The following is a 21082-nucleotide window of genomic DNA, read 5'->3' as shown; positions in this document are numbered from 1 at the left end:
GGCTTTGCTGCTTACCGAATTACTTGAAGGCGTACTTCGCGGTCACGCGGAAGTTGCGGCCCATGCCGTTGTGCAGCTGGGTGTTGTAGCCTTCAAACTGCGACGAGGTGCCGTAGCGCGGATCGTAAGGCGCCTGCTTGTCCAGAATGTTCTTGATATTCAGGGACAGGGTCAGGTTCTTGATGCCCGAGTACGAGTAGTTCACGCCGAAGGTGGTCCAGCTTGCCACTTCGCAGTTCGAGCTGGTGTACTTCGGCAAGCCGCCCAGCTGGTAGGCGCTCGATGGCTGGCCCACGCCGTAGTGGCAGTATGGCACTGCGTACACGTCGGCGTTGTCAAAGCGGCGCAGCAGCGACACGTGGTCGACGAAGTCCATGGAACCGGTCAGGCTGTGCACGCCGTTGGTCCAGTTGGTCGAGAACGCCACGCGGTTGCGCGGATTGTCGCCAGCCGAAATGGCCCAGTCGGACAGGCCGCCGTTCGAACCGGCGGTGTTGTGCGCGGTGTCGCCAGGCTGCATGGCGCGCTTGTAGGTGCCCAGGTAGCTCCAGTTCAGCGTGCTGCTCAGACGGCCCCAGTCGCCCAGCGAGTTGCGCAGGGTAACTTCCAGGTCCACGCCGCCCACTTCGGTGCTGCCCTGGTTGATGTAGGAACGGTTCACCTGCAGGATAGGACCGGAGTTCGGCACCACGGTGCCGTTGTCCAGCACCAGCATATTGGCTGGGTTGGTGTCGCGGATCACGACCGCGCCAGGGTACTGGCTCGGATGGTCGACCACGCCTTGCGCGCTCAGCAGCGCGGTTTCGTCGCGCAGCTTGATGTGGTAGAAGTCGATCAGCACGTCCAGGTTCTTGGTCGGCTGCAGGATCAGGCCCAGCGAAGCGGACTTCGATTTTTCAGGCTTGAGCAGCGGATTGGCTGCCGACAGGCTGGAAATGCTCTTCGCGCAGTCCGCCGTGGTGGCGTTGCCGAGCGGGTGCACGCCGTCCGGGCAGCGGACCGAGTCGGTCACGGTCTGGAACGACTGCACGCCGCCTGGCGAGACCTGGGTCAGCGCCGGGGCGCGGAAGCCGCGTGCGTAGCTGCCGCGCACGGCGATCTGCTCGCTCACGGTCCACTTGCTGCCGACCTTCGGTACGAAGCTCGATACCGCAGGGTACTTGTCGTAGCGGCCGGCGAAGTCCATCTCGAAGTTCTTGAAGAACGGCGTACGCAGTTCGATGAAGGCGGACTTCACGTTGCGCTGGCCGTCGGCCAGCGAGTTGGCCAGGCCGACGATGTTGCCGGCCTGGGTTTCCTTGTCCGGCGTCAGGCCGATTTTCTCCTGGCGCACTTCACCGCCGAATGCCAGGCCGATGTCGCCGCCCGGCAGCTTGCCGAGCGTGGTCGATGCCTTGGCGTCCAGCTGGGTTACTTGCGAGTAGCCATTGTTTTCCAGGTTGCGGGTCGAGTTAGGATCGGCAATGGTCTGGGCAATGGTGCGGTTTTCCGTCACCAGGCGTTCCACCACTGGGCGGTACAGCATATTGAAGTAGTGCTCGGTCCGCTCGCTGCGGTTCCACAGCAGGCCGGTTTCCCAGTCGAAGATGCCGGTGGTGCCCTTCAGGCCGGCCAGTGCGCGGTACGATTCATTGATGTTGTCGGTGCCGCCGGGGTGGCCCATCATGCGGAAGCCGACTGCCGCGCGCGATGGCGTGAAGCCGTTGGCTGCGGTGAATGGATTGTCCGGATGGCCGATCGGCAGGATCGGCTGGAACTGCGACGCGGCTTTGCCGTCGGCCGAGAACACGGTGACCGAGGCAGTGCTCGACACGGTGCGCGGCGGACCGGCGTAGGTGCGCTCGGAACGCGCGTACGACGCTTCGGCGAAGGCGGTGACGGCCTCGCTCACCTTGAAGGTGCCGCGCGACAGCAGGTTGGCGTCCTTGCCGGCGCTCTGCACTTCATTGAAGTCGTTCAGGTTGAAGTTACAGAAGCGGCGGCCTACCAGCACGCTGGTGGCGGTCAGGTTGTGGTCGGCGATGCTGCCCACCAGCTGCTGCGACGGGTCGCAGTTGGTGCGGTTGATCACGTCGGCGCGCAGCGCGTAGGTGGTGGCGAAGTTGCGGCCGTTCGGCGTGCGTTCGCGGTAGTAGAACGGCTGGTCGGTCAGCGAGCTCGAATACGGGTTCAGGCGGCCCTGGATGTAGGCGTAAGCGGCCTGGTCGATGCCGCCGGTGGCGTCGGCGATCTTGGTCGCGTCGCGCTTGGACAGGTCGAAGGAAATGAAACCGTTGAAGCGGTCTTTTTCCAGGTCGCCGAAGCCGATCACGCCGTTGACGGTCTTGCGGCCGAATTCGCCGTCGCCGTTGGCGAACACGCTGGCGGACACTTCGCCGCCGGTGAAGTCGGTCTTGGTGATGAAGTTGATCACGCCGGCGATCGCGTCGGAACCGTACACGGCCGATGCGCCGTCCTTGAAGATTTCAACGCGTTCGATGGCCGACAGGGGGATCGAGTTCAGGTCGTACACGGCCGATTTGCCCTGGTTCGGGTCGGCGTAGGCGGACGAGGCGATGCGGCGGCCGTTCAGCAGCACCAGGGTCGAGGACGAGCCCAGGCCGCGCAGCGATGCGGTGGCCGCGCCGCGCGAGAAGCCGCCGTCGGTCACGTCGACCGACGAGCCCGAGCCGAAGGCCGGGATCGAGTGCAGCAGCTCGGCCACGGTGTTGGCGCCGGTGGCCGCGATCTGCTTGGCAGTCACGGTCTGGACCGGCGAAGAACCTTCCTTGTCGGAACGCTTGATGTTGGAACCGGTCACGAAAACCTTGGTGACAGGGGCTTCGGCAGCTTGCTGCGCGATGGCGAACTGGGTGCTGCCCAGCGCCAGGGCAATGGCGATGACGCCTTGCTTCAGGACTAATTTGTTGTTCAAAAGTTTCTCCGCTGTGAGGGGCATGGAACTATTCCGGCGCTTGCGCGCAAGATGCCATCTGTGCCGACGGCTTGTTTCGAAACACAGGATGTTTTTTCGAAAGGACGATCTGAACATTTGACTTAAAGAAAGTCAATGAATGGAAAATAACACTTGGAAGGGCAAGATTTCACAAACGCCCAGCGGTCGCCGGCACGGCCGGAATTTCGGCTCGCCAAATCCGCTGACCACGATATTCCATTTAAAAAAAGCCGCCCGGAACCGCATAACCCACTGCAAAACGCAAAATTTACATAAGGATACACACTTTAAACCTGATGCAATGATGTATGAACGCAACATACTTTCAGTTATGGCATCGGTGAAATACAACAGCTTATCGGTTGCAACGCACGGCATCAGGGCGGAACACAGCCCATCGGCAGTCAATAGACGTCGCGCCGGTAGCGGCCCTGCGCCGCCAATTGGTCGAGTTCGGACCGGCCCAGCAGCGTGGCCAGCGCCTGGTCGACGCCGGCCGCCATGCCCTCCAGGCTGCCGCACACGTAGATGGCCGCGCCCGCCGCCACCCAGGCGCGCAGCTGCTCTGCCCGGGCCGGCAGCAAGTCCTGCACGTAGCGCTGCGGGCCGCCGTCGCGCGACCAGGCCAGGTCCAGCGCCGGCAGCAGGCCGGCCGCTTGCCACGCAACAATCTCCTCGCGGTAGTGGAAATCATGGGCGGCCTGGCGTTCGCCGAACAGCAGCCAGTTGCGCGCTTGGCCGGACACGGCACGGGCGCGCAAATGGCCGCGCAAGCCGGCGATGCCGCTGCCGTTGCCGATCAAGATCAGCGGACGGTCCGCGTTCGCTTCCAGGCGGAAGCGGCGGTGCGCGCGCAACCGCAGCTGCACCGTGTCGCCCGGACGGGCCTGCACGCACAGCCAGCCGGAAGCGTGGCCGTGACTGCCATCGGCATGCAGGTGCAGGCGCACCAGCAGGTGGACCCGGCCGTCGGCGGGCACCGAAGCGACCGAGTATTCGCGCGCGCGGGACGGATCGGACGGCGCCGCCACCTGCACCAGGTCGCCGGACTGCCACGCTGGCAGCGTGTCCGGCCCTGCCCCGCCCATCGGTTCCAGCTCGATGTGGAAAATCGGCGCCCCGGCGCTGCCTTCGTTGAGCCGGCGGCGCGCGGCCAGGCGCCAGCCCTCGAAGGCCGGCGCGCGCCAGTCCGGCGCGTCGCTGGTGCCGGCCAGGTGGCTCAACTGCCGGCGCCACGCCGCGATGGCCGGCGCGGCGTTGCAATTGACCTCCACCCGCTCGAACAGGCTGCTGGCGCCCTGCTCCTGCAGCCATCGGTCCAGGGCGCGGCCAAAGCCGCAGTAATTGATGTAGGACTGGTCGCCAAGCGCCAGCACCGCGTAGTGCAACTGCCCCAGCGGGAGGCTGCGCGTCATGATGCGGCTGGCAAAGGCGGCGGCGGCGTCCGGTGCATCGCCCTCGCCGTAGGTACTCACCAGGAACAGGATGCGCTCGGCGCCGCGCAAGTCTTTTTCCTTCAGCGCGGACAGTTCGCACAGCCGCGCCGGGATGCCGGCCAGGCGCAGGGTTTCCAGGGTCTGGCCGGCCAGCTCCTCGGCGTTGCCGGTCTGGCTGGCGTACGCCACGATCCAGCCGGGCGCCAGCGCGGCCGCCGCGTCGCCGGCCGCGTGCGCCTGGCGCTTGCGGCGCTGGCGCAGCCAGGGCGCCAGGCAAACCAGGCCGTAGCCGATGAAACAGGCCGCGCTCAGGGCCAGGCGCACGGGATCGTTGGTCAATATCATGGCTTTTCTACTTTATTCATCGTCCAGCATGCCGCGCAGCGGGCTGCTAAGGTACTCGGTATAGCCGCCGGCATCGCGCAGCACGAAGCGCGCTGCCAGGCCCAGGCGCTCGGCCAGCGCCAGGCCCTGCCGCGGGCCCAGCACGGTGAGTGCGGTGGACCAGGCGTCCGCCGCCATGCACTGCGGATGCACCACGGTGACCGACGCGAGCCGGTTGCCGGCCGGCGCCGCGCTGCGCGGATCGATGGTGTGGGCATAGCGTTCGCCGCCGTGCAGGAAGTAGCGCCGGTAGTCGCCCGAGGTGGCGACGGACAGGCCGTGCAGCGCCAGCGCGATCTCGCCGGGCGGCGCGTCGGCGGGCGCGGTGCCGGCTGCGGCGGCTGGCGGCTGCTCCAGGGCCACCCACCACGGCTGGCCATCCGGCTTGACGCCCGCGCCGCGCAGTTCGCCGCCCACTTCCACCAGGAAGTGTTGCAGGCCCTGGGCCAGCAGGCAATGCGCCAGGCGGTCCACGCTGTAGCCCTTGGCCACCGCGGACAGGTCCAGCTGCAGCCCGCCCGGCTGCCAGGCCCTGCCGCCGGCCTGCCCCGCTGCCGCCTCCAGCCGCAGCTGCTGGCCCGCGCGTTCAGCGCGCAGCGCGGCGATGCGCGCCGGCGTGGGGGCCACGAAGCCCGGCTGGTCGTGCCGGCCGCGCGGGCCGAAGCCCCAGGCGTTGACCATGGCGCCGGCGCAGGGATCGTAAGCGCCGCCGGACAGGCGCGCCACGTCCATGGCAAAGGACAGCACGTCGAAAAACGCCGGCGGCAAGGCCAGCCAGGTGCCGGGCGCGGCGCGGTTGTAGCGGCCCAGGTCGGAGTCGGCTTCCCAGTGGCTCATCTCGGCCACCACAGTGTCGAGCTGCTGCTGCAGGCCCCCCTGCAGGTGCTGCAAGGACTGCGGCGGCGCGGCGTCCGCCACCAGCACCGCCCAGCTGGTGCCCATGCTCAAGCCGCCGAAGCGGTGGACGGTGCTGCCCTCGGGCGGGGCCAGCCCGGAAATCTGGTGCGGTAAAAGAATGCGGCGCATAGGAAAACGGCGGCCGTAGCCGCCTCATCGGGCAAAGCGGGCTAAGCCGCATTTTGCGCACTTCGGGGTCAGACCCCGAATCGGGCGAAATGCGGCTCAGCTCGGTTGAGGGATTACTGCGGCAGCACTTCCACCGTGGCGGCGTAGGTGGCGCGGCGCGGCGGCATCTGCGGCGGCTGGCCGGGCGCCGGTGCGGCTGCGGCCGGCCAGCTGGCGCTCACCAGGTACATATTCGCCTCCGGCAGCGTGAAGGTGATCTCGCCCTTGGCGTCGGTGGCCTGGCGGATTTCGCCCAGCGTTCCGCGGTACTTCACGCCGCCGGGGATCAGGCTGAAGGCCTGGTTGGCGGCAGGCTTGCCGTCCAGCAGGAAGCGCCAGGTGGCCCGTTCACCCGCGCGCAAGTCGTTCGGGTGCGTCACCGGCACCAGTTCCAGGCCCACGCCGGTCGGCTTGAACACGGCCGTGTCGGTGGTATTGGCCGATACAAAGGTTTCCAGGCGGCTGGCGGTACGGGTCAGCTTGACTTCCTGGGCGTCGGCCGGCAGGTCCTTGGCCAGGGTTTCCTCGGTGCCGCGGAAGCGCTTCATTTCGCCGTTCAGCTTGTAGCTGCCCATGACGCTCTGCTGCACCAGCGCGATCTTGTAGGTGCCCGGTTTGCTCATCTTTACGTCGAAGGTGCTGCGCAGGCGGCCGGTGCTGGCGTTTTGCAGGTCGACCTTGGCGCCGTCGGGGCCGGTCACCACCACGGCGTCCAGCTTCAGCGGCTGGTGGTCGATGTCGAACAAGCCTTCGGAGATGGCGGCGTCCACCGTCACCCACGGTTCTTTCGCGTCCACCAGCGACGACGACGGCAGCAGCCAGGGCTTGTGGGCGTAGGCGTTCAGGGCCAGGCCCGCCAGCGCGGCGGCCAGCAACAGTTTGGTAGGTTTCATGGCGCGGTCCCGGTTATTTGAGTTGAACGGCGACAGTGCCGACTTCTTCCTTGCCCTTGGCGCTCGCCACCTGGGCGGCTTTCAGCGGCCAGGTCAGTGGCACTTTCACCACTTCGCGCCCGCCCGCTTCGCGCGCCACTTCCACCAGCAGGTGGTACTGGCCGGCCGGCAGCTTGTCCAGGCCGTCCTTGGACAGCGGGAAGCTCAGCGTGTGCTCGCCGGGCGCCTTGGTCGCACCGCTCACGCCGTCCATCGGCATGGCCAGGTCGCGGCCGCTCTTGCGCCACCACTGGCGCATGTCCTTGAGCCACTTGGTGCCGGCATTGTCCTTCTTCTTGGTGTCGTACAGCACGGCCAGGTTGGCCACCACTTTCTGGTCCGCGTTCTCCAGCCAGGCCGCGATGTAGGGCCGGTGGTATTCGGCCACGTTCAGTTGCGGGATTTCCAGCTTGAGGGCCAGGTCGGCCGCCATGGCCTGGGCGCTGAGCAGGGGGATGGCGGCAGCGATGGAGTAGCGTAATTTCATGGGTTGCCCTTAGTACCTTTTAACGTGCTTGTTTGTGGAGTGTGGACCAACATCATTGGATGAACATCAGTGGATGAACAGTAGTGCGATAACAAACGGAATCAGGATGCCCAGCCCCACCATCGGCCAGGTGAACGGCCGGTTGGCAGCGTGGAATTTCAGGATCAGCAGGCCGGTGATGCAGAACACCAGGCAGGCGCCGGCAAAGATGTCGATGAACCAGTTCCAGGCCGCGCCCGTGTTGCGCCCCTTGTGAACGTCGTTCAGCCAGGACACCCAGCCGCGGTCGGTGTTTTCGAATTCGGCGGCCCCGTCCTCCAGGCCGATGCGCACCCAGGCGTCGCCGCCGGCTTTCGGCAGGGGCAGGTAGACTTCGTCCAGCGACCATTCGGCGCTGCGTCCGCCGGCCTTGAGCGACCAGGTGTCGCGCAGCCAGCGCTCGGCGGTCTCCGGCAAGGGCGCTTTCCCGCCATCGTGCGCCGCAGCCAGCTTCTTCAGTTCGGCTGTCAGCGCCGCCGGCGCCTCGGCCTGCTTGCGCACCACGCTGGGCCTGGCCTCGATCTGCGCGGCGTGGTTCAAGGTGATCCCCGTAATACTGAACAGGAACATGCCCAGCAGGCAGAGCGCGGAACTGATCCAATGCCACTGGTGCAGGTTTTTCAGCCACAAGGCTCGGCCGGCATTGGAAGGTGCGCTCACTGGGTTCTTTCTTTGTAGGGACACTGGAGATTGAGAATGATAATGATTATCATTTGCGGAGTCAATCTCGACAGCAATGTTGTTACATTACGATATCTTCCTTCGCACGGCGGTTACACACAAAAAAGAACTGCCTGGCCCCGGTATCCCGGAGCCAGGCAGTTCTAAACTAACGATCAGGCGTATTGCTGAACGAAAGCCGGCTGCTTAGCGATTGCCGCCGGAGCCGCCGCGCGAGCCGCCGCCCTGGTTGCTGCCCTCGTTGCCGCCGCTGCTGCCACGCGAACCGGAACCGCCGGAGCTGCTTTGGCTGTTCTGGTCGTTCTTGTGGCTCATGCTGCCGGCGCGGCGGGCCTCTTCCGAAGTGAACTCGTGGGCCGTGCCTTTTTCGTGCGCGGCACGGCCGCCTTCGGCTGCGATCTCACGCTGGCGCTCCGGATCCATCGAAGCGAACCCGCGGTTGCTGGTGTCGCCGCTCTGCTTGCTCGATTGCGAGCCGCCTTGCTTGCTGCCACCCTGGTTGCTGGCTTGCGAGCCTTTGTTGTCCTGATCCTTGCCTTGATTCGATGAAGCCATGATAGGTCTCCTTAAGTGAATGGATAGGGAAACTCATGGTAGTGCAAGGGATTGGGACCGCCCATAGGACGCATGCAGGACACCCTGTAGGAACTGTCCCGCATTTCGTGACTGAGTTTTTCTTACCTTCCAACGGTCAAGTTTGCGTGCGCCAGCACCACGTCGCCGGCCACCAGGTAAAGCCGCTCGCCCGCTGCCGGCCGCACGGCGTACCCGCCGGTAAAGGCGCCGAACGATGGCAGCACGGCGCGCTGCGCACCTAGCAGGAAACAAGGCAGGCGCAGCGCGTCGCGCCTGGCCACCAGGTGGAACACCGGATGCACATGGCCCGCCAGCACGTAGTGCGGGCCGGCCGCGCCTGCCAGGTCGGGGTGGTGGCAGAACGCGAACGGCGCCAGCAGATAGGGTTCGCCCACCGCCGCGATGCCCAGCGCCGGCGGCGGATCGCCCGCGTGCAGGTCGTGGTTGCCGCGCACCAGCGTCAGGCGCAGCGCGGGCCGCTCGGCCCGCCAGCGCGCGCGCCATTGCGTCAGCTGCGCCAGCGTGGCGGGCGCGTGCGCCGCGCGCGCATGCAGGAAGTCGCCCAGGAACACCACGTGGTGCACGTCGAGCGCGTGCAGCAGCTGGTCCAGCAAGGCCAGGTTTTCCGCCGTGGTCCCGCGCGGCACCGGCACGCCCAGCGCGCGGAACGAAGCAGCCTTGCCGAAGTGGATGTCGGCCACTGCCAGCAGGCGCTGGCGCGGCCAGTACAAGGCCTTCTGCGCCAGCAGCAGCACCTGCTCGCCGGCCAGCTCGGTGACGCATGCGCCGGCGATCGCCGCGCTCATGGCCCGGCCGCCTTTTCCAGTTCGCGCAGCATGCGCGCCACGCGGTCCGACAGCTTCTCGGTGGTGAGCTTTTCGCGGAAGCGCTCCACCATCAGCGCGAAGCCGAGCGGCGTGGCGCGCGCGATCGCGTGGAAGGACACGCTGCGCGCCTGCAGTTCCTGCAAGGTGGCGCGCAGCCGCTGCAGCTCCAGCTCCTGTTCCAGCACCTCGCGCTGCGCTTGCGTGAGCAGCAGGTTGCCGGCATCGTGTTTGCGGAACACTTCGAAGAACAGCGAGGACGACGCCTGCAACTGGCGCGCGCTTTTCGGCTGGCCGGGATAGCCCTGGAACACCAGCCCGGCGATGCGTGCTATCTCGCGGAAGCGGCGCTGCGAGAGCTCGGTGGCGTTCAGGCTGGCCAACACGTCCTCCAGCAGATGGTCGGCGCCGAACAGCGGCGTGTCGCGGCCCTCGGCGGCGCTGAACACGGCCTGCCAGTCGGGCGCGCCGGCGCCGTCCGGCGCCAGCAGTTCAAAGCCGTAATCATTGACGGCGATGGAAAACGTGGCCGGCTGCAGGCGCGCCATGCGCCAGGCCAGCAGCGAGGCCAGGCCGATGTGCACCGCGCGCCCGGCAAAGGGATAAATGAACAGGTGCCGGCCCTCGCGGCTGTGCATGGTCTCGACCACGGTGCGCGCCGGCGTGGGCAGCGCGGACCAGCGCTGCTGCACTTCCAGCAGCGGACGCACGGCCTGCATCTCCGGGCCTTCGTACTGCCCCAGCGTGGCGCGCCGCATCTGCTCCAGCACGGCGTGCGCCAGCTCGGACGAGAGCGGCATCTTGCCGCCCTGCCAGCGCGGCACCGCCCCTTTGCCGCCGGTGGCGCGCTTGACGTAGGCCGTCATTTCGTGGACGCGCACGAATTCGAGGATGCGGCCGCCGAACAGGAAATGGTCGCCCTTGTGCAGCCGCGAGATGAACGCTTCCTCCACGGTGCCGATGCGGCCGCCGCTCAGGAACTTCACCTGGATGCTCGCTTCGGACACGATGGTGCCGATGCCCATGCGGTGGCGGCGCGCGATGGCGGCGTCGGGCACGCGGTACACGCCCTGCTCGTCCGGCAGCACGCGGCGGTACTCGGGGTAGACCGTCAGGCTCTGGCCGCCGTGCGCCACGAAGTCCAGCGCCCACTGCCATTCCTGGTCCGTCAGCGCGCGGTAGGACCAGGCGCTGCGCACTTCCGCCAGCAGGGCCGCCGAGCGGAAGCCGCCGCCCGCCGCCACGGTGACCAGGTGCTGCACCAGCACGTCAAGCGGCTTGTCCGGCGCGGCGCGCGGTTCGATGTGGCGCTCCGCCACGGCCTGCTTGGCGCCGGCCGCCTCCAGCAGCTCCAGGCTGTGCGTGGGCACCAGCGTCACGCGCGAAGCGCGCCCCGGCGCATGGCCCGAGCGGCCCGCCCGCTGCAGCAGCCGCGCCACGCCTTTCGCGCTGCCGATCTGCAGCACGCGCTCCACCGGCAGGAAGTCCACGCCCAGGTCCAGGCTGGAAGTGCACACCACGGCTTTCAGTGCGCCGCTCTTCAGGCCCTGCTCCACCCATTCGCGCACGTCGCGGTCCAGCGAGCCGTGGTGCAGGGCAATCAGGCCGGCCCAGTCGGGCCGGGCGTCCAGCAGGTTCTGGTACCACAGCTCCGCCTGCGAGCGCGTGTTGGTGAACACCAGCGTGGTGGCGTGCCGCTCGATCTCGGCGATCACCGGCTGCAGCATCTGGATGCCAAGGTGGCCGGCCCAGGGGAAGCGCGAGGGGTGCTCCGGCAGCAGGGTATCGATGACGAGGTCTTTGCGCAGATGGCCTTCGACAATGGCGCCCCGCCCTTCGCCCAGCAGCACGTCCCTGGCGCGCTGCAGATTGCCCAGCGTGGCGGACAGCCCCCACACCAGCAGGCCGGGGTTCCACAGCCGCAGGCGGGCCAGCGCGAGCTGGGTCTGCACGCCGCGCTTGTTGCCCATCAGTTCGTGCCATTCGTCGATCACCACCATGTCCAGCAGGGCGAACTGCTCGGCGGCGTCGGGCTTGCTGAGCATGAGCGTCAGACTCTCGGGCGTGGTGACCAGGGCATCCGGCAGGCGCCGGGCCTGGCGCGCGCGCTGGCTGGAGGTGGTGTCGCCGGTGCGCGCGTCGATCTCCCAGCCGGGGGCCAGGTCGGCGGCGGACGCTTGCAGCGCGCGCAGCGTATCGGCCGCCAGCGCGCGCATGGGGGTGATCCACAGCACCCGCAGGCCGGTCTTGCGGCGCTGCTGCGCGCTGGCGGCAGCGCGCCTGGCAGCGGCGCGCTGCAGGGCGGCGAACCAGACTGCGTAGGTCTTGCCGGCGCCGGTGGTCGCATGCAGCAGGCCCGATTCACCCGCCAGCGCGGCGCGCCAGACCTCGCGCTGGAACGGGAACACGCTCCAGCCGCGCTGCGCAAACCAGGCGTCCACCTCCATCGGCGCAGGCACGCTGGCCTTGGCGGGGGCGCCTGTCCGCACGGCGGCGCCTGGCTGCACGGCGGCACTCGCCTCCGGGACGGCGCTTGCTCCCGGCGAGGCCACGGCGGAGGTGTTGGGCGGGACGCGGCGCGGCGGCAGGCGGCGCGGGCGCGGCGCGTTCATGCGGCGCCGCTGCCGCCGAGCAGGCCCTTGAGCGTTTCCAGCGTGTCCGCGTCGTCGATGGTCTTGTCGTCGCGGCGGCGCAGGATGCGCGGGAAGCGCACGGCGATGCCGGACTTGTGGCGCGGCGACAGTGCAATGCCCTCGAAGCCGATCTCGAACACCATGCTGGGCTTGACGCTGCGCACCGGCCCGAATTTTTCTATGGTGGTGCGTCGGATCGCGCTGTCCACCTGCGCAATCTCCGCGTCCGTCAGTCCGGAATACGCTTTCGCAAACGGCACCAGCTGGCGCTCGCCCTCCGCGCCGCCCTCGCCGTCCCACACGGCGAAGGTATAGTCGGTGTAGAGCGAGGCGCGGCGCCCGTGGCCGGCCTGCGCGTAGATCAGCACCGCGTCCACCGAATAAGGATCGATCTTCCACTTCCACCACGTGCCCATGTCCTTGGTGCGGCCCACGCCATACTGCGCCGAGGCGGCCTTGAGCATCAGCCCTTCCACGCCGCGCGCGCGCGACTCGGCGCGCATAGCCGCCAGTTCTTCCCAGCTGGCCGCGTGCACCAGCGGCGACAGGCGCAGCTGCGGCAGCGCCAGCCGGTCCACCAGCTGCTCCAGCAGCGCGCGCCGCTCGCGCTGCTGGCGGCCGCGCAGGTCGGCGCCGTCCAGCTCCAGCAGATCGTAGGCCACCAGCACCGCCGGCAGTTCGCCCTGCATCCTGGCGGACACGGTCTTGCGCGTGATGCGCTTTTGCAGCTCGGCGAAGGCTGCCGGCGCCGGCTCGGGCGTGGCGGTGCCGGCGCCGGCGCGCCAGATCAGGATTTCGCCGTCGATCACGGTGCCCTCAGGCAGGCGCAGCGCAGCCAGCTCGGGGAAGCGGTCCGTGATCAGGTCCTCGCCGCGCGACCACAGCCAGTTCCTGCCTTCCCGGCTCACCAGCTGCGCGCGCATGCCGTCGTACTTCCATTCCACCTGCCAGTCCTGCAGCGCGCCCAGCGACTCCGGCGCCGCCTGCAGCTGGTGCGCCAGGAAGAAGGGATAGGGCTGGCCGCCGCGCTGCGCATGCTCGTCCGCCGACTGTGCGCTCACCAGCTGCAAAAAGCCCTGCGCCGTGGGGCTGACGCGGCCATCGGTCCAGCCCATCAGCCGCTGCGCAATCAGCTTGCTGTCCACCGATGCGATGGCGCTCAGCGCGCGCGTGACCAGCAGGCGCGAGACGCCGACGCGGAAGCCGCCGCCGATCAGCTTGGCCAGCAGGAAGCGCTCGCGCGTCTCCAGCTCATCCCAGTAACTGAACAGCGCCGCGCGCACGGTCTCGGGCGCCGCGCCGCGCAAGGGCGCGATGCGCTGCTCCACCCATACCGCCAGGCCCACGTCGCTGCGCCGGCGCGGCGCGGGCAGGATGTGGGCGATGGTTTCGGCCAGGTCGCCCACCGCGTGGTAGCACTCGTCGAACAGCCACTCGTCCAGCCCCGCGAACTCGGTGGCGTACTGCCGCAGCAGCTTGACCGGCACCGCCTGGCGCGGCTTGCCGCCTGCCAGGAAATACACCGCCCACGCCGCGTTCTCGGGTGCCGCGCTGCTGAAATAGGACTGCAGCGCCTCCAGCTTGCGGCTGGTGGCGGTGGTCTCGTCCAGTTCGGCAAACAGGCGGGCGAATTCACGCATGCGGGGCCTCCGCGCCTGCCGCCGGCGTCGGTTCCGGCGCGGGTGCCGCCGGCGCTCCCAGGTCCTCGGCCTCGTCGTCGCCGTACTCGGTGTCGAAGGCGCTGGCGTCGAGACCGTTCTGGCGCAGCCAGCGCACCATCACCGGGATCGAGCCGTGCGTGACGATCACGCGCTGCGCGCCGGTGGCCTTGATGGCGGACATCAGCCCCGGCCAGTCGGCATGGTCCGACAGCACGAAGCCGCGGTCCACGCCGCGCCGCCGGCGCGCGCCGCGCAGCAGCATCCAGCCGCTGGCGAAGGCGTCGCTGTAGTCGCCGAAGCGCTTGATCCACGGCGAGCCGGCCGCCGACGGCGGCGCCAGCACGATGGAGCGGCGGATATCGGCCTTGGCCACCTCGGTCACCATCTGCGTTGCCGGCAGCGCCACGCCGGCCTCGCGGTAGACCCGGTTCAGCGGTTCCACCGCGCCATGGCAGATGATGGTGCCGATGGCAGGATCGAGCCCGCTCAGCATGCGCTGCGCCTTGCCGAAGGAGTAGCCCAGCAGCACGCTGGCGCGGCCCTGCTCCGCGTTGCGTGCCCACCAGGCGTTGATGTCGGCATAGACTTCCTCCTGCGGCTGCCAGCGGTAGATCGGCAGGCCAAAGGTGGACTCGGTGATGAAGGTGTCGCAGCGCACCGGCTCGAACGGCGCGCAGGTGGCGTCGGCCTCCACCTTGTAGTCGCCGGACGCCACCCACACCTCGCCGCGGTGCTCCATGCGCACCTGCGCCGAACCGAGCACGTGCCCGGCAGGATGCAGCGAAATGTGCACGCCGTTGTGCACCACCTGGGTGCCGTATTCCAGGCCCTGGATATTGATGGCGCCGAGGCGCGACTTGAGGATGTTGACGCCGGCGCTGGCCGACAGGTAGTGGCCGTGCCCGTAGCGGGCATGGTCGGAGTGCGCGTGCGTGATGACGGCGCGGGCCACCGGCCGCCAGGGGTCGATGTAAAAATCGCCCGGCACGCAGTACAAGCCTTCCTTGCGGACTACCACCATATCTGTCATCACGGACATGCGTCGCTCCTGTAACGGAATGACGCCATTGTAGCGACGCATTTAGCGGCTTTTCTGTCCGCTCCCGCACATAGCAAGGCTATACGGGCTCCACGAACTCGGCCATGAAAGTCTTGGTGGTGTTCTCGGGAAACTCAATGGTGACGCGGTCGCCTGCCACCGACAGCACGGTGCCCACGTCGAACTTGGGCACCTTGACGCGGCTGCCCACGGCCAGGTGCGGTTCGGCGGGCGCCGCTTGCGCCGCCTGCGCCTGCTGCTCCGCGGCGGCAGCGAAGTCCTCGCCCGGTTCCAGCGCCACCTGCGGCGGCGCCACGCAGTTGTCGCAGCAGCCGCAGTGCTCGAAGCCGGGTGCGCTGTCGCCGAAATAGTCAAGCAGCAGCTTCCAGCGGCAGTAGCCGCTCTGCGCGTAGCCCACCATCAGCTCCAGCGCCTCGCGGTCGCGCTGCTGCTTCTCGCTCTGCTGGTGGCTCTTGACGAGGAAGAACTGCTGCAGGCGCTTATCGTCCTGGAAGTACAGCAGCGTGCAGTCGGCCGCCTCGCCGTCGCGCCCCGCGCGGCCGGACTCCTGGTAATAGGCCTCCAGGCTGGCCGGCACCTGCAGGTGCAGCACGAAGCGCACGTCGGCCTTGTCGATACCCATGCCGAAGGCGTTGGTGGCCACCATCACGCGCCGCTCGCCGCTCATGAATTGCTCCTGGCTTTCCCGGCGCTGCTGCGCCGGCAGCCGCCCATGGTACAGCGCCACGCTCACGCCGGCCTCCTCCAGCACCGCATGCAGTTCCTCGGCCGCCTTCACGGTGGCGGTGTAGACAATGCCCGAACCCTGCGCGCGCTGCACCAGCGCCAGGGCCTGCTCCAGCTTCTCGTCCGGATTGGTGATCTGCACCACGCTGTAGTGCAGATTGGGTCGGTAAATGCCGGTGTTGATGACGTTCAGCTTCTTCACGCCCAGCTGCGCAGCCAGGTCCTCCACCACTTCGCTGGTGGCGGTGGCGGTCAGCGCCAGCACGGGCGGGCGGCCCAGCGCCTTCACCGCCGCGCCGATTTCCAGGTAGGCCGGGCGGAAGTCGTGGCCCCACTGGGACACGCAATGCGCTTCGTCGATCACCAGCAGGTCGATGTCGGTGGCCTTCAGCAGCGCCAGGAATTCCGGCGTGGCCAGGCGCTCTGGCGTGCAGAACACGATGTCGCTGCTGCGCGCGCGGATGCTGGCCAGCGCCTCCAGTTCCTCCTCGCGCGGCAGGCTGCTATTGACCTGCGCGGCGCGGATGCCGATCTCTTCCAGTTTGTCCAGCTGGTCCTGCATCAGCGAGATCAGCGGCGAGACCACCACGGTGGTGCCGGGCAAAATCGAGGCGGGAATCTGGTAGCACAGCGATTTGCCGCTGCCGGTGGGCATGACGGCCAGGGTGTCGCGGCCTTCCAGCACGCTGTCGATCACCTCGCGCTGGCCGGGGCGCAGCTGTTCCACGCCGAACACCCGGCGCAGCAGGCGGCCGATCAGCCGCGTGCGCGCGGCTGCGGCCTTGATTGCGCGCTTTCTCTGCGCGGCGGTCTTACTGCTGGTAACCATAGGCACCGTCTCCTGTCGATACCAGCACTGTAGCTGCCGGAGCAAGCCAGCGCCATAGGAGCAAGCCTACCGTGGCCGTAGGAGAACTACGAGTGCGCTACGAATCGTCGAGGGCGGCCTTCAGTTCCATCAGGTCGTAGGGCTTGCGCAGCACGCTGGCCTGGAACTCCAGCTGCTCCAGCGCTTCCTTGCCGTAGCCGGTGGAGAAGATGATGCGGGTGCGCTGGCCGGCCGCCAGCGCGCGCCGCGCCAGGTCGATGCCGGACATGCCGGGCAGGCTGATGTCGGTAAACAGGATGTCGAACTGCTGCGCCTGCAGCAGCTCCCAGGCGCGCTCGCCGTCGCACACGCCGCTGACCGTGTGGCCCAGCATGCCGATCAGCTCGCACACCATCTGCTGCGAGTCGAGATTGTCTTCCACCACCAGGATGCGCAGCGAGCTGTTGCGCGCGATGGCGGGCGGCGGCGGCAGCAGGTCGTTGGCCTGCTCCTGCTTGCGCTGGCGCGCCAGCAGTTCCTGGCTGCGGTTGTTGAACACATGGCGCAGCTTGCGGGCCAGCTCGTCGCGGCGGTAAGGCTTGCTCAGCAGCTCCAGGCCGGCGTCCAGGCGGCCGCCGTGCACGATGGCGTTCTGCGGGTAGCCTGAGGTAAACAGCACGGCAATGTCGGGCTGGATGCCGCGCGCGGCGCGCGCCAGGTCCGGGCTGCGCAAGGCGCCCGGCATCACCACGTCGGTAAACAGCAGGTCGACCGGTTCGCGTTCGAGCACGGTCAGCGCCTGCTCGCCGTTCTCGGCCTGCAGCACGCGGTAGCCCAGGCCGCCCAGCATGTCGAGCACCACGGCGCGCACGCCGGGGTCGTCCTCCACCACCAGCACGGTTTCGTCGCCGCCCACCGCCGGGCCGCTCAGGCCTGGCAGTTCCTGGGTTTCGTCGGTGAGCGAGCGCGGCAGGTAAATCTTCACGCTGGTGCCTTCGCCCGGCTCGCTGTAGATCTTGATGTGGCCCCGGCTCTGCTTGACGAAGCCGTAGGCCATCGACAGGCCCAGCCCGGTGCCCTCGCCTTCCGGCTTGGTGGTGAAGAACGGCTCGAAGGCGCGCCGCAGCACTTCCGGCGCCATGCCGGTGCCGGTGTCGGTGACCGACAGCATCACGTACTGGCCGGACGGCACGTCCAGCAGGTTGTTCACGTAGTACTCGTCCAGCACGGCATTGCCGACTTCGATGGTGAGCTTGCCGCCGCCGGGCATGGCGTCGCGCGCGTTGATGGCCAGGTTCAGCACCACGTTCTCGATCTGGCCCGGGTCCACCAGCGTGTTCCACAGGCCGCTGCCGATCACGGTGGCCACCTCCACCGTCTCGCCCAGGGTGCGGCGCAGCAGCTCGTCCATATTCTCAAGCAGGCGGCCCAGGTTGGACACCACCGGCTGCAGCGGCTGGCGGCGCGCGAAGGCCAGCAGCTGCGACGACAGCTTGGCGCCGCGTTCAACCGCCGCGATCGCCATGGCCAGGCGCTGGCGGGCCTGGCCCGCTTCCGGCACCTCCTGCTGCAGCAGGTGCAGATTGCCGTAGATAATTTGCAGCACGTTGTTGAAGTCGTGCGCCACGCCGCCGGTCAGCTGCCCCACCGCCTCCATTTTCTGCGACTGGCGCAACGCTTCTTCGGCCTTGTCGCGCTCGGCGATTTCGCGGCCCACGCGCTGCTCCAGGGTATCGTTCAGGTCGCGCAGCGCCACTTCGATGCGGCGCCGCTCGGTAATGTCGGTCTTGACCGCGATCAGCGCCAGCGGCTGGCCGGCCTCATCGTCGAGCCGGCTCATGCTGCTGGAAATCCAGACCCAGTCGCCGTCCGGTTTCTGGTAGCGCTTTTCCAGGGTGAACGGCACGCCGCTGGCCAGCAAGCGGGCCACGCGGGCCCGGTTTTCCGCCATGTCGTGCGGGTGGATGATGTCGTCCATGTGCAGGCCCAGCAAGGCCTCCTCGCTGCGCCCCAGCATCTGGCACAGCGCGCCGTTGACACGGCGGAAGCGTCCGCTCAGGTCCAGCTCGGACAAGCCCACCGAGGCCTGGCCGAAAATGGCGGCCAGCCGGTCCTGGCTGGCGCGCAGCGCCTGCTCCATCTGCTTGCGCAGGGTAATATCGAAGGTCACGCCGACGTAGCGGCGCTGCTCGGGCGTGGGCCCTTCCATCGCTTCGCCCTGGCGCGCCAGCCAGCGCAGCTCGCCCGTGTCCGGACGGCGCACGCGGTACTCGGTGTAGGACAGCGGGTTGAGCTGGGCCATGCGCTCGGGGCCGAGCACGGTGCGGTCGCGCTCGTCGACCAGGGTGACCAGGTATTCGGCCGTCACCGGCTGCTCGTCGTCCAGGCCCCACAGGCGGCGGAAGGTGGCCGAAACGATCATCTCGCCGCTGGCCGGGAACCACTCGAAGCTGCCGATGCCGCCGGCCTCCTGCGCAATGCGCAGGCGCTCCTCGGTGGCGGCGCTGGCGGCCTTGTCGCGTTCGAGCTGCAGGCGCTGCTGCACCTGCTGCGTCACGTCGCTGACGGTGCACAGCACGCCGCCGACGTCACCGCAGCTGTCGCGCACCGGGGTGTAATACATATCGAACCAGACCTGCTCGGGCGCGCCGTTGCGCAGCAAGGTCATCGGCGCTTCGCGCACGCTGCGCACCTCGCCCCGGAAACCGGCTGCCAGGATCTCGCGGTTCCAGTCGCGGATTTCCGGCCAGGAGTCCGGCACGGTGCCGCCCAGGATGGCCGGGTGGCGGGCGCCGGCAATGACGGCGTAGGCGTCGTTATAGATCATCACCTGTTCCGCGCCCCACATCAGCACCATGGCGACCGGCGTGTTGAGCAGGATGTCGACCGTGGTGCGCAGGGCCGGCGTCCAGTTGTCCATGGGGCCGATGGCAGTGGCCCCCCAGTCGAAATCGCGCACCAGCTGGCCGGTTGCGCCGCCGCCGTGCGGCCGGTAGCCCTGCGGCGGCTGGCCTGGGAACTGGTAGCTGGGCGAATTCATGCGGACTGCTTCTCCTGCGTGCTGGACGGCGCCTGGGGCTGGCGCGGCAGGGTCATGGCAAACACCGTGCCCTGCTCAGTGTTGGACTGTACAGCAATGTCGCCGCCGTGGGCGCGCGCAAACATGCGCGCCGTGTACAGGCCCAGGCCCAGTCCCTGGCCGGTCTTGCGGCTGTCGCAGCCCTGCTGGTAGGGCTCGAACAGGCAGGCCAGCTGCGGCGCCGGGATCACGCCGCGGTTGGCCACAATGACTGTGATTTGCTCGGCGGCATGGCCGTGCACGGTGACCTGCACCCGCTGGCCCGCCTCGCCGTGCAGCAAGGCATTGCCCAGCAGATTGGACAGGATCTGCGACACCATGCCGGCGTCGCACTGGCCGGCCGGGTCGCCCTGGACACCGATATCGATGCGCTGCGCCTGCTCGCCGGCCTGGAACTCCTCGGCAATGGCGCGGCACAGCTCGGCGTAATCGGCGCGCGCCAGGCGCAGCGGCATGTCGCCGGAGCGGATGCGCGCCAGGTCCAGCAACTGGTCCACCATGTGTGCCATGCGCCGCGCGCTGCTCTGGATGCGCTGCGCGGTGACTGCCACCTTGGGGTGGTCCGTCATCATCGGCAGCAGCATGGCGCCATTCATCACCACCGACAGCGGGGTGCGCAGGTCGTGCCCCAACACGGCGGTAAACAATTCGTTCAGGTGCAGCGCGCGCTGCAGTTCCTGCAATTGCGCCGAGAGCTGCTGCTTCTGCTGGTACAGCTCGACAAACACCTTGACTTTGCTGACCAGGGCCTGGCCGTCGATGGGCTTGTACATGAAATCCACCGCGCCCGCTTCGTAGCCGCGGAAGCTGTAGCTTGGCTCGCGCGTGGCGGCGGTGAGGAAGATCAGCGGGATGCCGCGGGTGCGCTCGCTGCCCCGTATCAGCTCGGCCAGCTCGAAGCCGTCCATGTTCGGCATCTGCACGTCGATCAGCGCCAGCGCCACCTCGTGCACCAGCAGCAGCTCCAGCGCCTCGGCGCCCGAAGCCGCCTTGAGCAGGCGGATGCCGGGCCGCGCCAGCAAGGCTTCCACTGCCGCCAGGTTTTGCTGGATGTCATCCACGACAAGGATATTGATAGCGGCAGTCACAACGGCAGTCTTCGGTTGGTCAAATGTATTCCATATTACCAATTAATCCCGCATCCCCGCGCATGGTTGGGCAAACATCGCGGCTGCGGCGTAAGATACGGTCCTCAGCCATTTAATTTCCGTTCATCATGACTTTTACCATCAGCGACGCCGCCTACAGCACCGACACGCCGGAAGCCAAGCGCGCCATGTACGCCGATCTGCGTTCCCAGCTGCAAGGCCTGCTGGCAGGCGAAACCGACGTGATCGCCAACACCGCCAACTTCAGTTCGCTGGTGTTCAACACCATGCCGGGCCTGAACTGGGCCGGTTTCTACTTCCTCAAAGGCGATGAGCTGGTACTGGGGCCGTTCCAGGGCAAGCCAGCCTGCATCCGCATCAAGAAGGGCCGCGGGGTATGCGGCACCACGGTGGAAAAGGGCGAACCCATCGTGGTGGCGGACGTGCATGCCTTCCCGGGCCATATCGCGTGCGACGTCAATTCGCGTTCCGAGCTGGTGGTGCCGGTCTTCGCGCACGGCGCCACCTACGGCGTGTTCGACCTGGACAGCCCGCTGCCGAACCGCTTCGACGAGGTGGATTCCGAAGGCATCCAGTCCCTGGTCCGCCTGCTCGAAGCCGCCCTGCCCGGCTGATTTTGCTTCCCCGGCGCACACTGCTTGATATTG

The 21082-nt window shown here is 67.9% G+C and carries 15 protein-coding genes; 1 reads left to right on the top strand and 14 read right to left on the bottom strand.

Annotated features, from left to right (window positions below):
* Nucleotides 1-19 precede the first annotated feature (19 nt).
* The 14 genes from ASC94_RS11205 to ASC94_RS11140 form a co-directional block, all read right to left on the bottom strand.
* Nucleotides 20-2914 carry a TonB-dependent receptor domain-containing protein gene (locus ASC94_RS11205; protein WP_056394397.1) on the bottom strand — a complete coding sequence of 965 codons (2895 nt, stop codon included), beginning with the start codon at nucleotides 2912-2914 and terminating at the stop codon, nucleotides 20-22.
* A 425-nt stretch (nucleotides 2915-3339) separates the two neighbouring features.
* Nucleotides 3340-4716 (bottom strand): sulfite reductase subunit alpha, encoded by a 1377-nt coding sequence (locus ASC94_RS11200; RefSeq protein WP_056394395.1) that lies wholly within the window; start codon nucleotides 4714-4716, stop codon nucleotides 3340-3342.
* A gap of 12 nt (nucleotides 4717-4728) precedes the next feature.
* On the bottom strand, nucleotides 4729-5781 hold the full coding sequence (locus tag ASC94_RS11195) for an FAD:protein FMN transferase (protein ID WP_056394387.1): 1053 nt from the start codon (nucleotides 5779-5781) through the stop codon (nucleotides 4729-4731).
* A 113-nt stretch (nucleotides 5782-5894) separates the two neighbouring features.
* Entirely contained in the window at nucleotides 5895-6713 is an 819-nt protein-coding gene (locus ASC94_RS11190) for a DUF4198 domain-containing protein (protein WP_056394384.1), read from the bottom strand.
* A 13-nt stretch (nucleotides 6714-6726) separates the two neighbouring features.
* Nucleotides 6727-7239 carry a DUF2271 domain-containing protein gene (locus ASC94_RS11185; RefSeq protein ID WP_056394381.1) on the bottom strand — a complete coding sequence of 171 codons (513 nt, stop codon included), beginning with the start codon at nucleotides 7237-7239 and terminating at the stop codon, nucleotides 6727-6729.
* 66 nt (nucleotides 7240-7305) lie between these two features.
* Nucleotides 7306-7938 carry a PepSY-associated TM helix domain-containing protein gene (locus tag ASC94_RS11180; RefSeq protein ID WP_056394380.1) on the bottom strand — a complete coding sequence of 211 codons (633 nt, stop codon included), beginning with the start codon at nucleotides 7936-7938 and terminating at the stop codon, nucleotides 7306-7308.
* Between the two features lie 207 nt (nucleotides 7939-8145).
* Nucleotides 8146-8514 (bottom strand): KGG domain-containing protein, encoded by a 369-nt coding sequence (locus ASC94_RS11175; RefSeq protein ID WP_056394377.1) that lies wholly within the window; start codon nucleotides 8512-8514, stop codon nucleotides 8146-8148.
* A gap of 122 nt (nucleotides 8515-8636) precedes the next feature.
* Entirely contained in the window at nucleotides 8637-9341 is a 705-nt protein-coding gene (pdeM, locus tag ASC94_RS11170) for a ligase-associated DNA damage response endonuclease PdeM (RefSeq protein ID WP_056394372.1), read from the bottom strand.
* Nucleotides 9338-11806: a ligase-associated DNA damage response DEXH box helicase gene (locus ASC94_RS11165; RefSeq protein ID WP_056395029.1), complete on the bottom strand. Its 2469-nt coding sequence runs from the start codon at nucleotides 11804-11806 to the stop codon at nucleotides 9338-9340. Before ASC94_RS11165 ends, pdeM begins: the two co-directional genes overlap by 4 nt.
* A gap of 161 nt (nucleotides 11807-11967) precedes the next feature.
* Nucleotides 11968-13632: an ATP-dependent DNA ligase gene (locus tag ASC94_RS11160; protein ID WP_056394370.1), complete on the bottom strand. Its 1665-nt coding sequence runs from the start codon at nucleotides 13630-13632 to the stop codon at nucleotides 11968-11970.
* Nucleotides 13625-14683, bottom strand: coding sequence for a ligase-associated DNA damage response exonuclease (locus ASC94_RS11155; RefSeq protein WP_056395027.1), 1059 nt, complete (start codon nucleotides 14681-14683; stop codon nucleotides 13625-13627). The genes ASC94_RS11160 and ASC94_RS11155 overlap by 8 nt, the downstream gene beginning before the upstream one ends.
* Before the next feature lie 88 nt (nucleotides 14684-14771).
* Nucleotides 14772-16268 (bottom strand): ATP-dependent DNA helicase RecQ, encoded by a 1497-nt coding sequence (locus ASC94_RS11150; RefSeq protein WP_056394366.1) that lies wholly within the window; start codon nucleotides 16266-16268, stop codon nucleotides 14772-14774.
* A gap of 97 nt (nucleotides 16269-16365) precedes the next feature.
* A complete protein-coding gene (locus ASC94_RS11145; protein ID WP_056394364.1) occupies nucleotides 16366-19287 on the bottom strand; it encodes a PAS domain S-box protein in 2922 nt (973 codons plus the stop codon).
* Nucleotides 19284-20414: a hybrid sensor histidine kinase/response regulator gene (locus tag ASC94_RS11140; protein WP_056394362.1), complete on the bottom strand. Its 1131-nt coding sequence runs from the start codon at nucleotides 20412-20414 to the stop codon at nucleotides 19284-19286. Before ASC94_RS11140 ends, ASC94_RS11145 begins: the two co-directional genes overlap by 4 nt.
* A 128-nt stretch (nucleotides 20415-20542) precedes the next feature.
* Here ASC94_RS11140 and ASC94_RS11135 point away from each other — a divergent pair, with 128 nt between their 5' ends.
* A complete protein-coding gene (locus tag ASC94_RS11135) occupies nucleotides 20543-21049 on the top strand; it encodes a GAF domain-containing protein (RefSeq protein ID WP_056394360.1) in 507 nt (168 codons plus the stop codon).
* Nucleotides 21050-21082 lie beyond the last annotated feature (33 nt).

This window comes from Massilia sp. Root418 (assembly GCF_001425265.1).
Classification (GTDB): domain Bacteria; phylum Pseudomonadota; class Gammaproteobacteria; order Burkholderiales; family Burkholderiaceae_D; genus Rugamonas.
This window is presented reverse-complemented; position numbering and strand designations above follow the sequence as displayed.

Coding starts and splice junctions, on each gene's coding strand:
- ASC94_RS11200 (WP_056394395.1), bottom strand. CDS start 4,716: ATGATATTGACCAACGATCCCGTGCGCCTGGCCCTGAGCGCGGCCTGT.
- ASC94_RS11195 (WP_056394387.1), bottom strand. CDS start 5,781: ATGCGCCGCATTCTTTTACCGCACCAGATTTCCGGGCTGGCCCCGCCC.
- ASC94_RS11190 (WP_056394384.1), bottom strand. CDS start 6,713: ATGAAACCTACCAAACTGTTGCTGGCCGCCGCGCTGGCGGGCCTGGCC.
- ASC94_RS11185 (WP_056394381.1), bottom strand. CDS start 7,239: ATGAAATTACGCTACTCCATCGCTGCCGCCATCCCCCTGCTCAGCGCC.
- ASC94_RS11175 (WP_056394377.1), bottom strand. CDS start 8,514: ATGGCTTCATCGAATCAAGGCAAGGATCAGGACAACAAAGGCTCGCAA.
- pdeM (WP_056394372.1), bottom strand. CDS start 9,341: ATGAGCGCGGCGATCGCCGGCGCATGCGTCACCGAGCTGGCCGGCGAG.
- ASC94_RS11165 (WP_056395029.1), bottom strand. CDS start 11,806: ATGGAGGTGGACGCCTGGTTTGCGCAGCGCGGCTGGAGCGTGTTCCCG.
- ASC94_RS11160 (WP_056394370.1), bottom strand. CDS start 13,632: ATGCGTGAATTCGCCCGCCTGTTTGCCGAACTGGACGAGACCACCGCC.
- ASC94_RS11155 (WP_056395027.1), bottom strand. CDS start 14,683: ATGACAGATATGGTGGTAGTCCGCAAGGAAGGCTTGTACTGCGTGCCG.
- ASC94_RS11150 (WP_056394366.1), bottom strand. CDS start 16,268: ATGGTTACCAGCAGTAAGACCGCCGCGCAGAGAAAGCGCGCAATCAAG.
- ASC94_RS11145 (WP_056394364.1), bottom strand. CDS start 19,287: ATGAATTCGCCCAGCTACCAGTTCCCAGGCCAGCCGCCGCAGGGCTAC.
- ASC94_RS11135 (WP_056394360.1), top strand. CDS start 20,543: ATGACTTTTACCATCAGCGACGCCGCCTACAGCACCGACACGCCGGAA.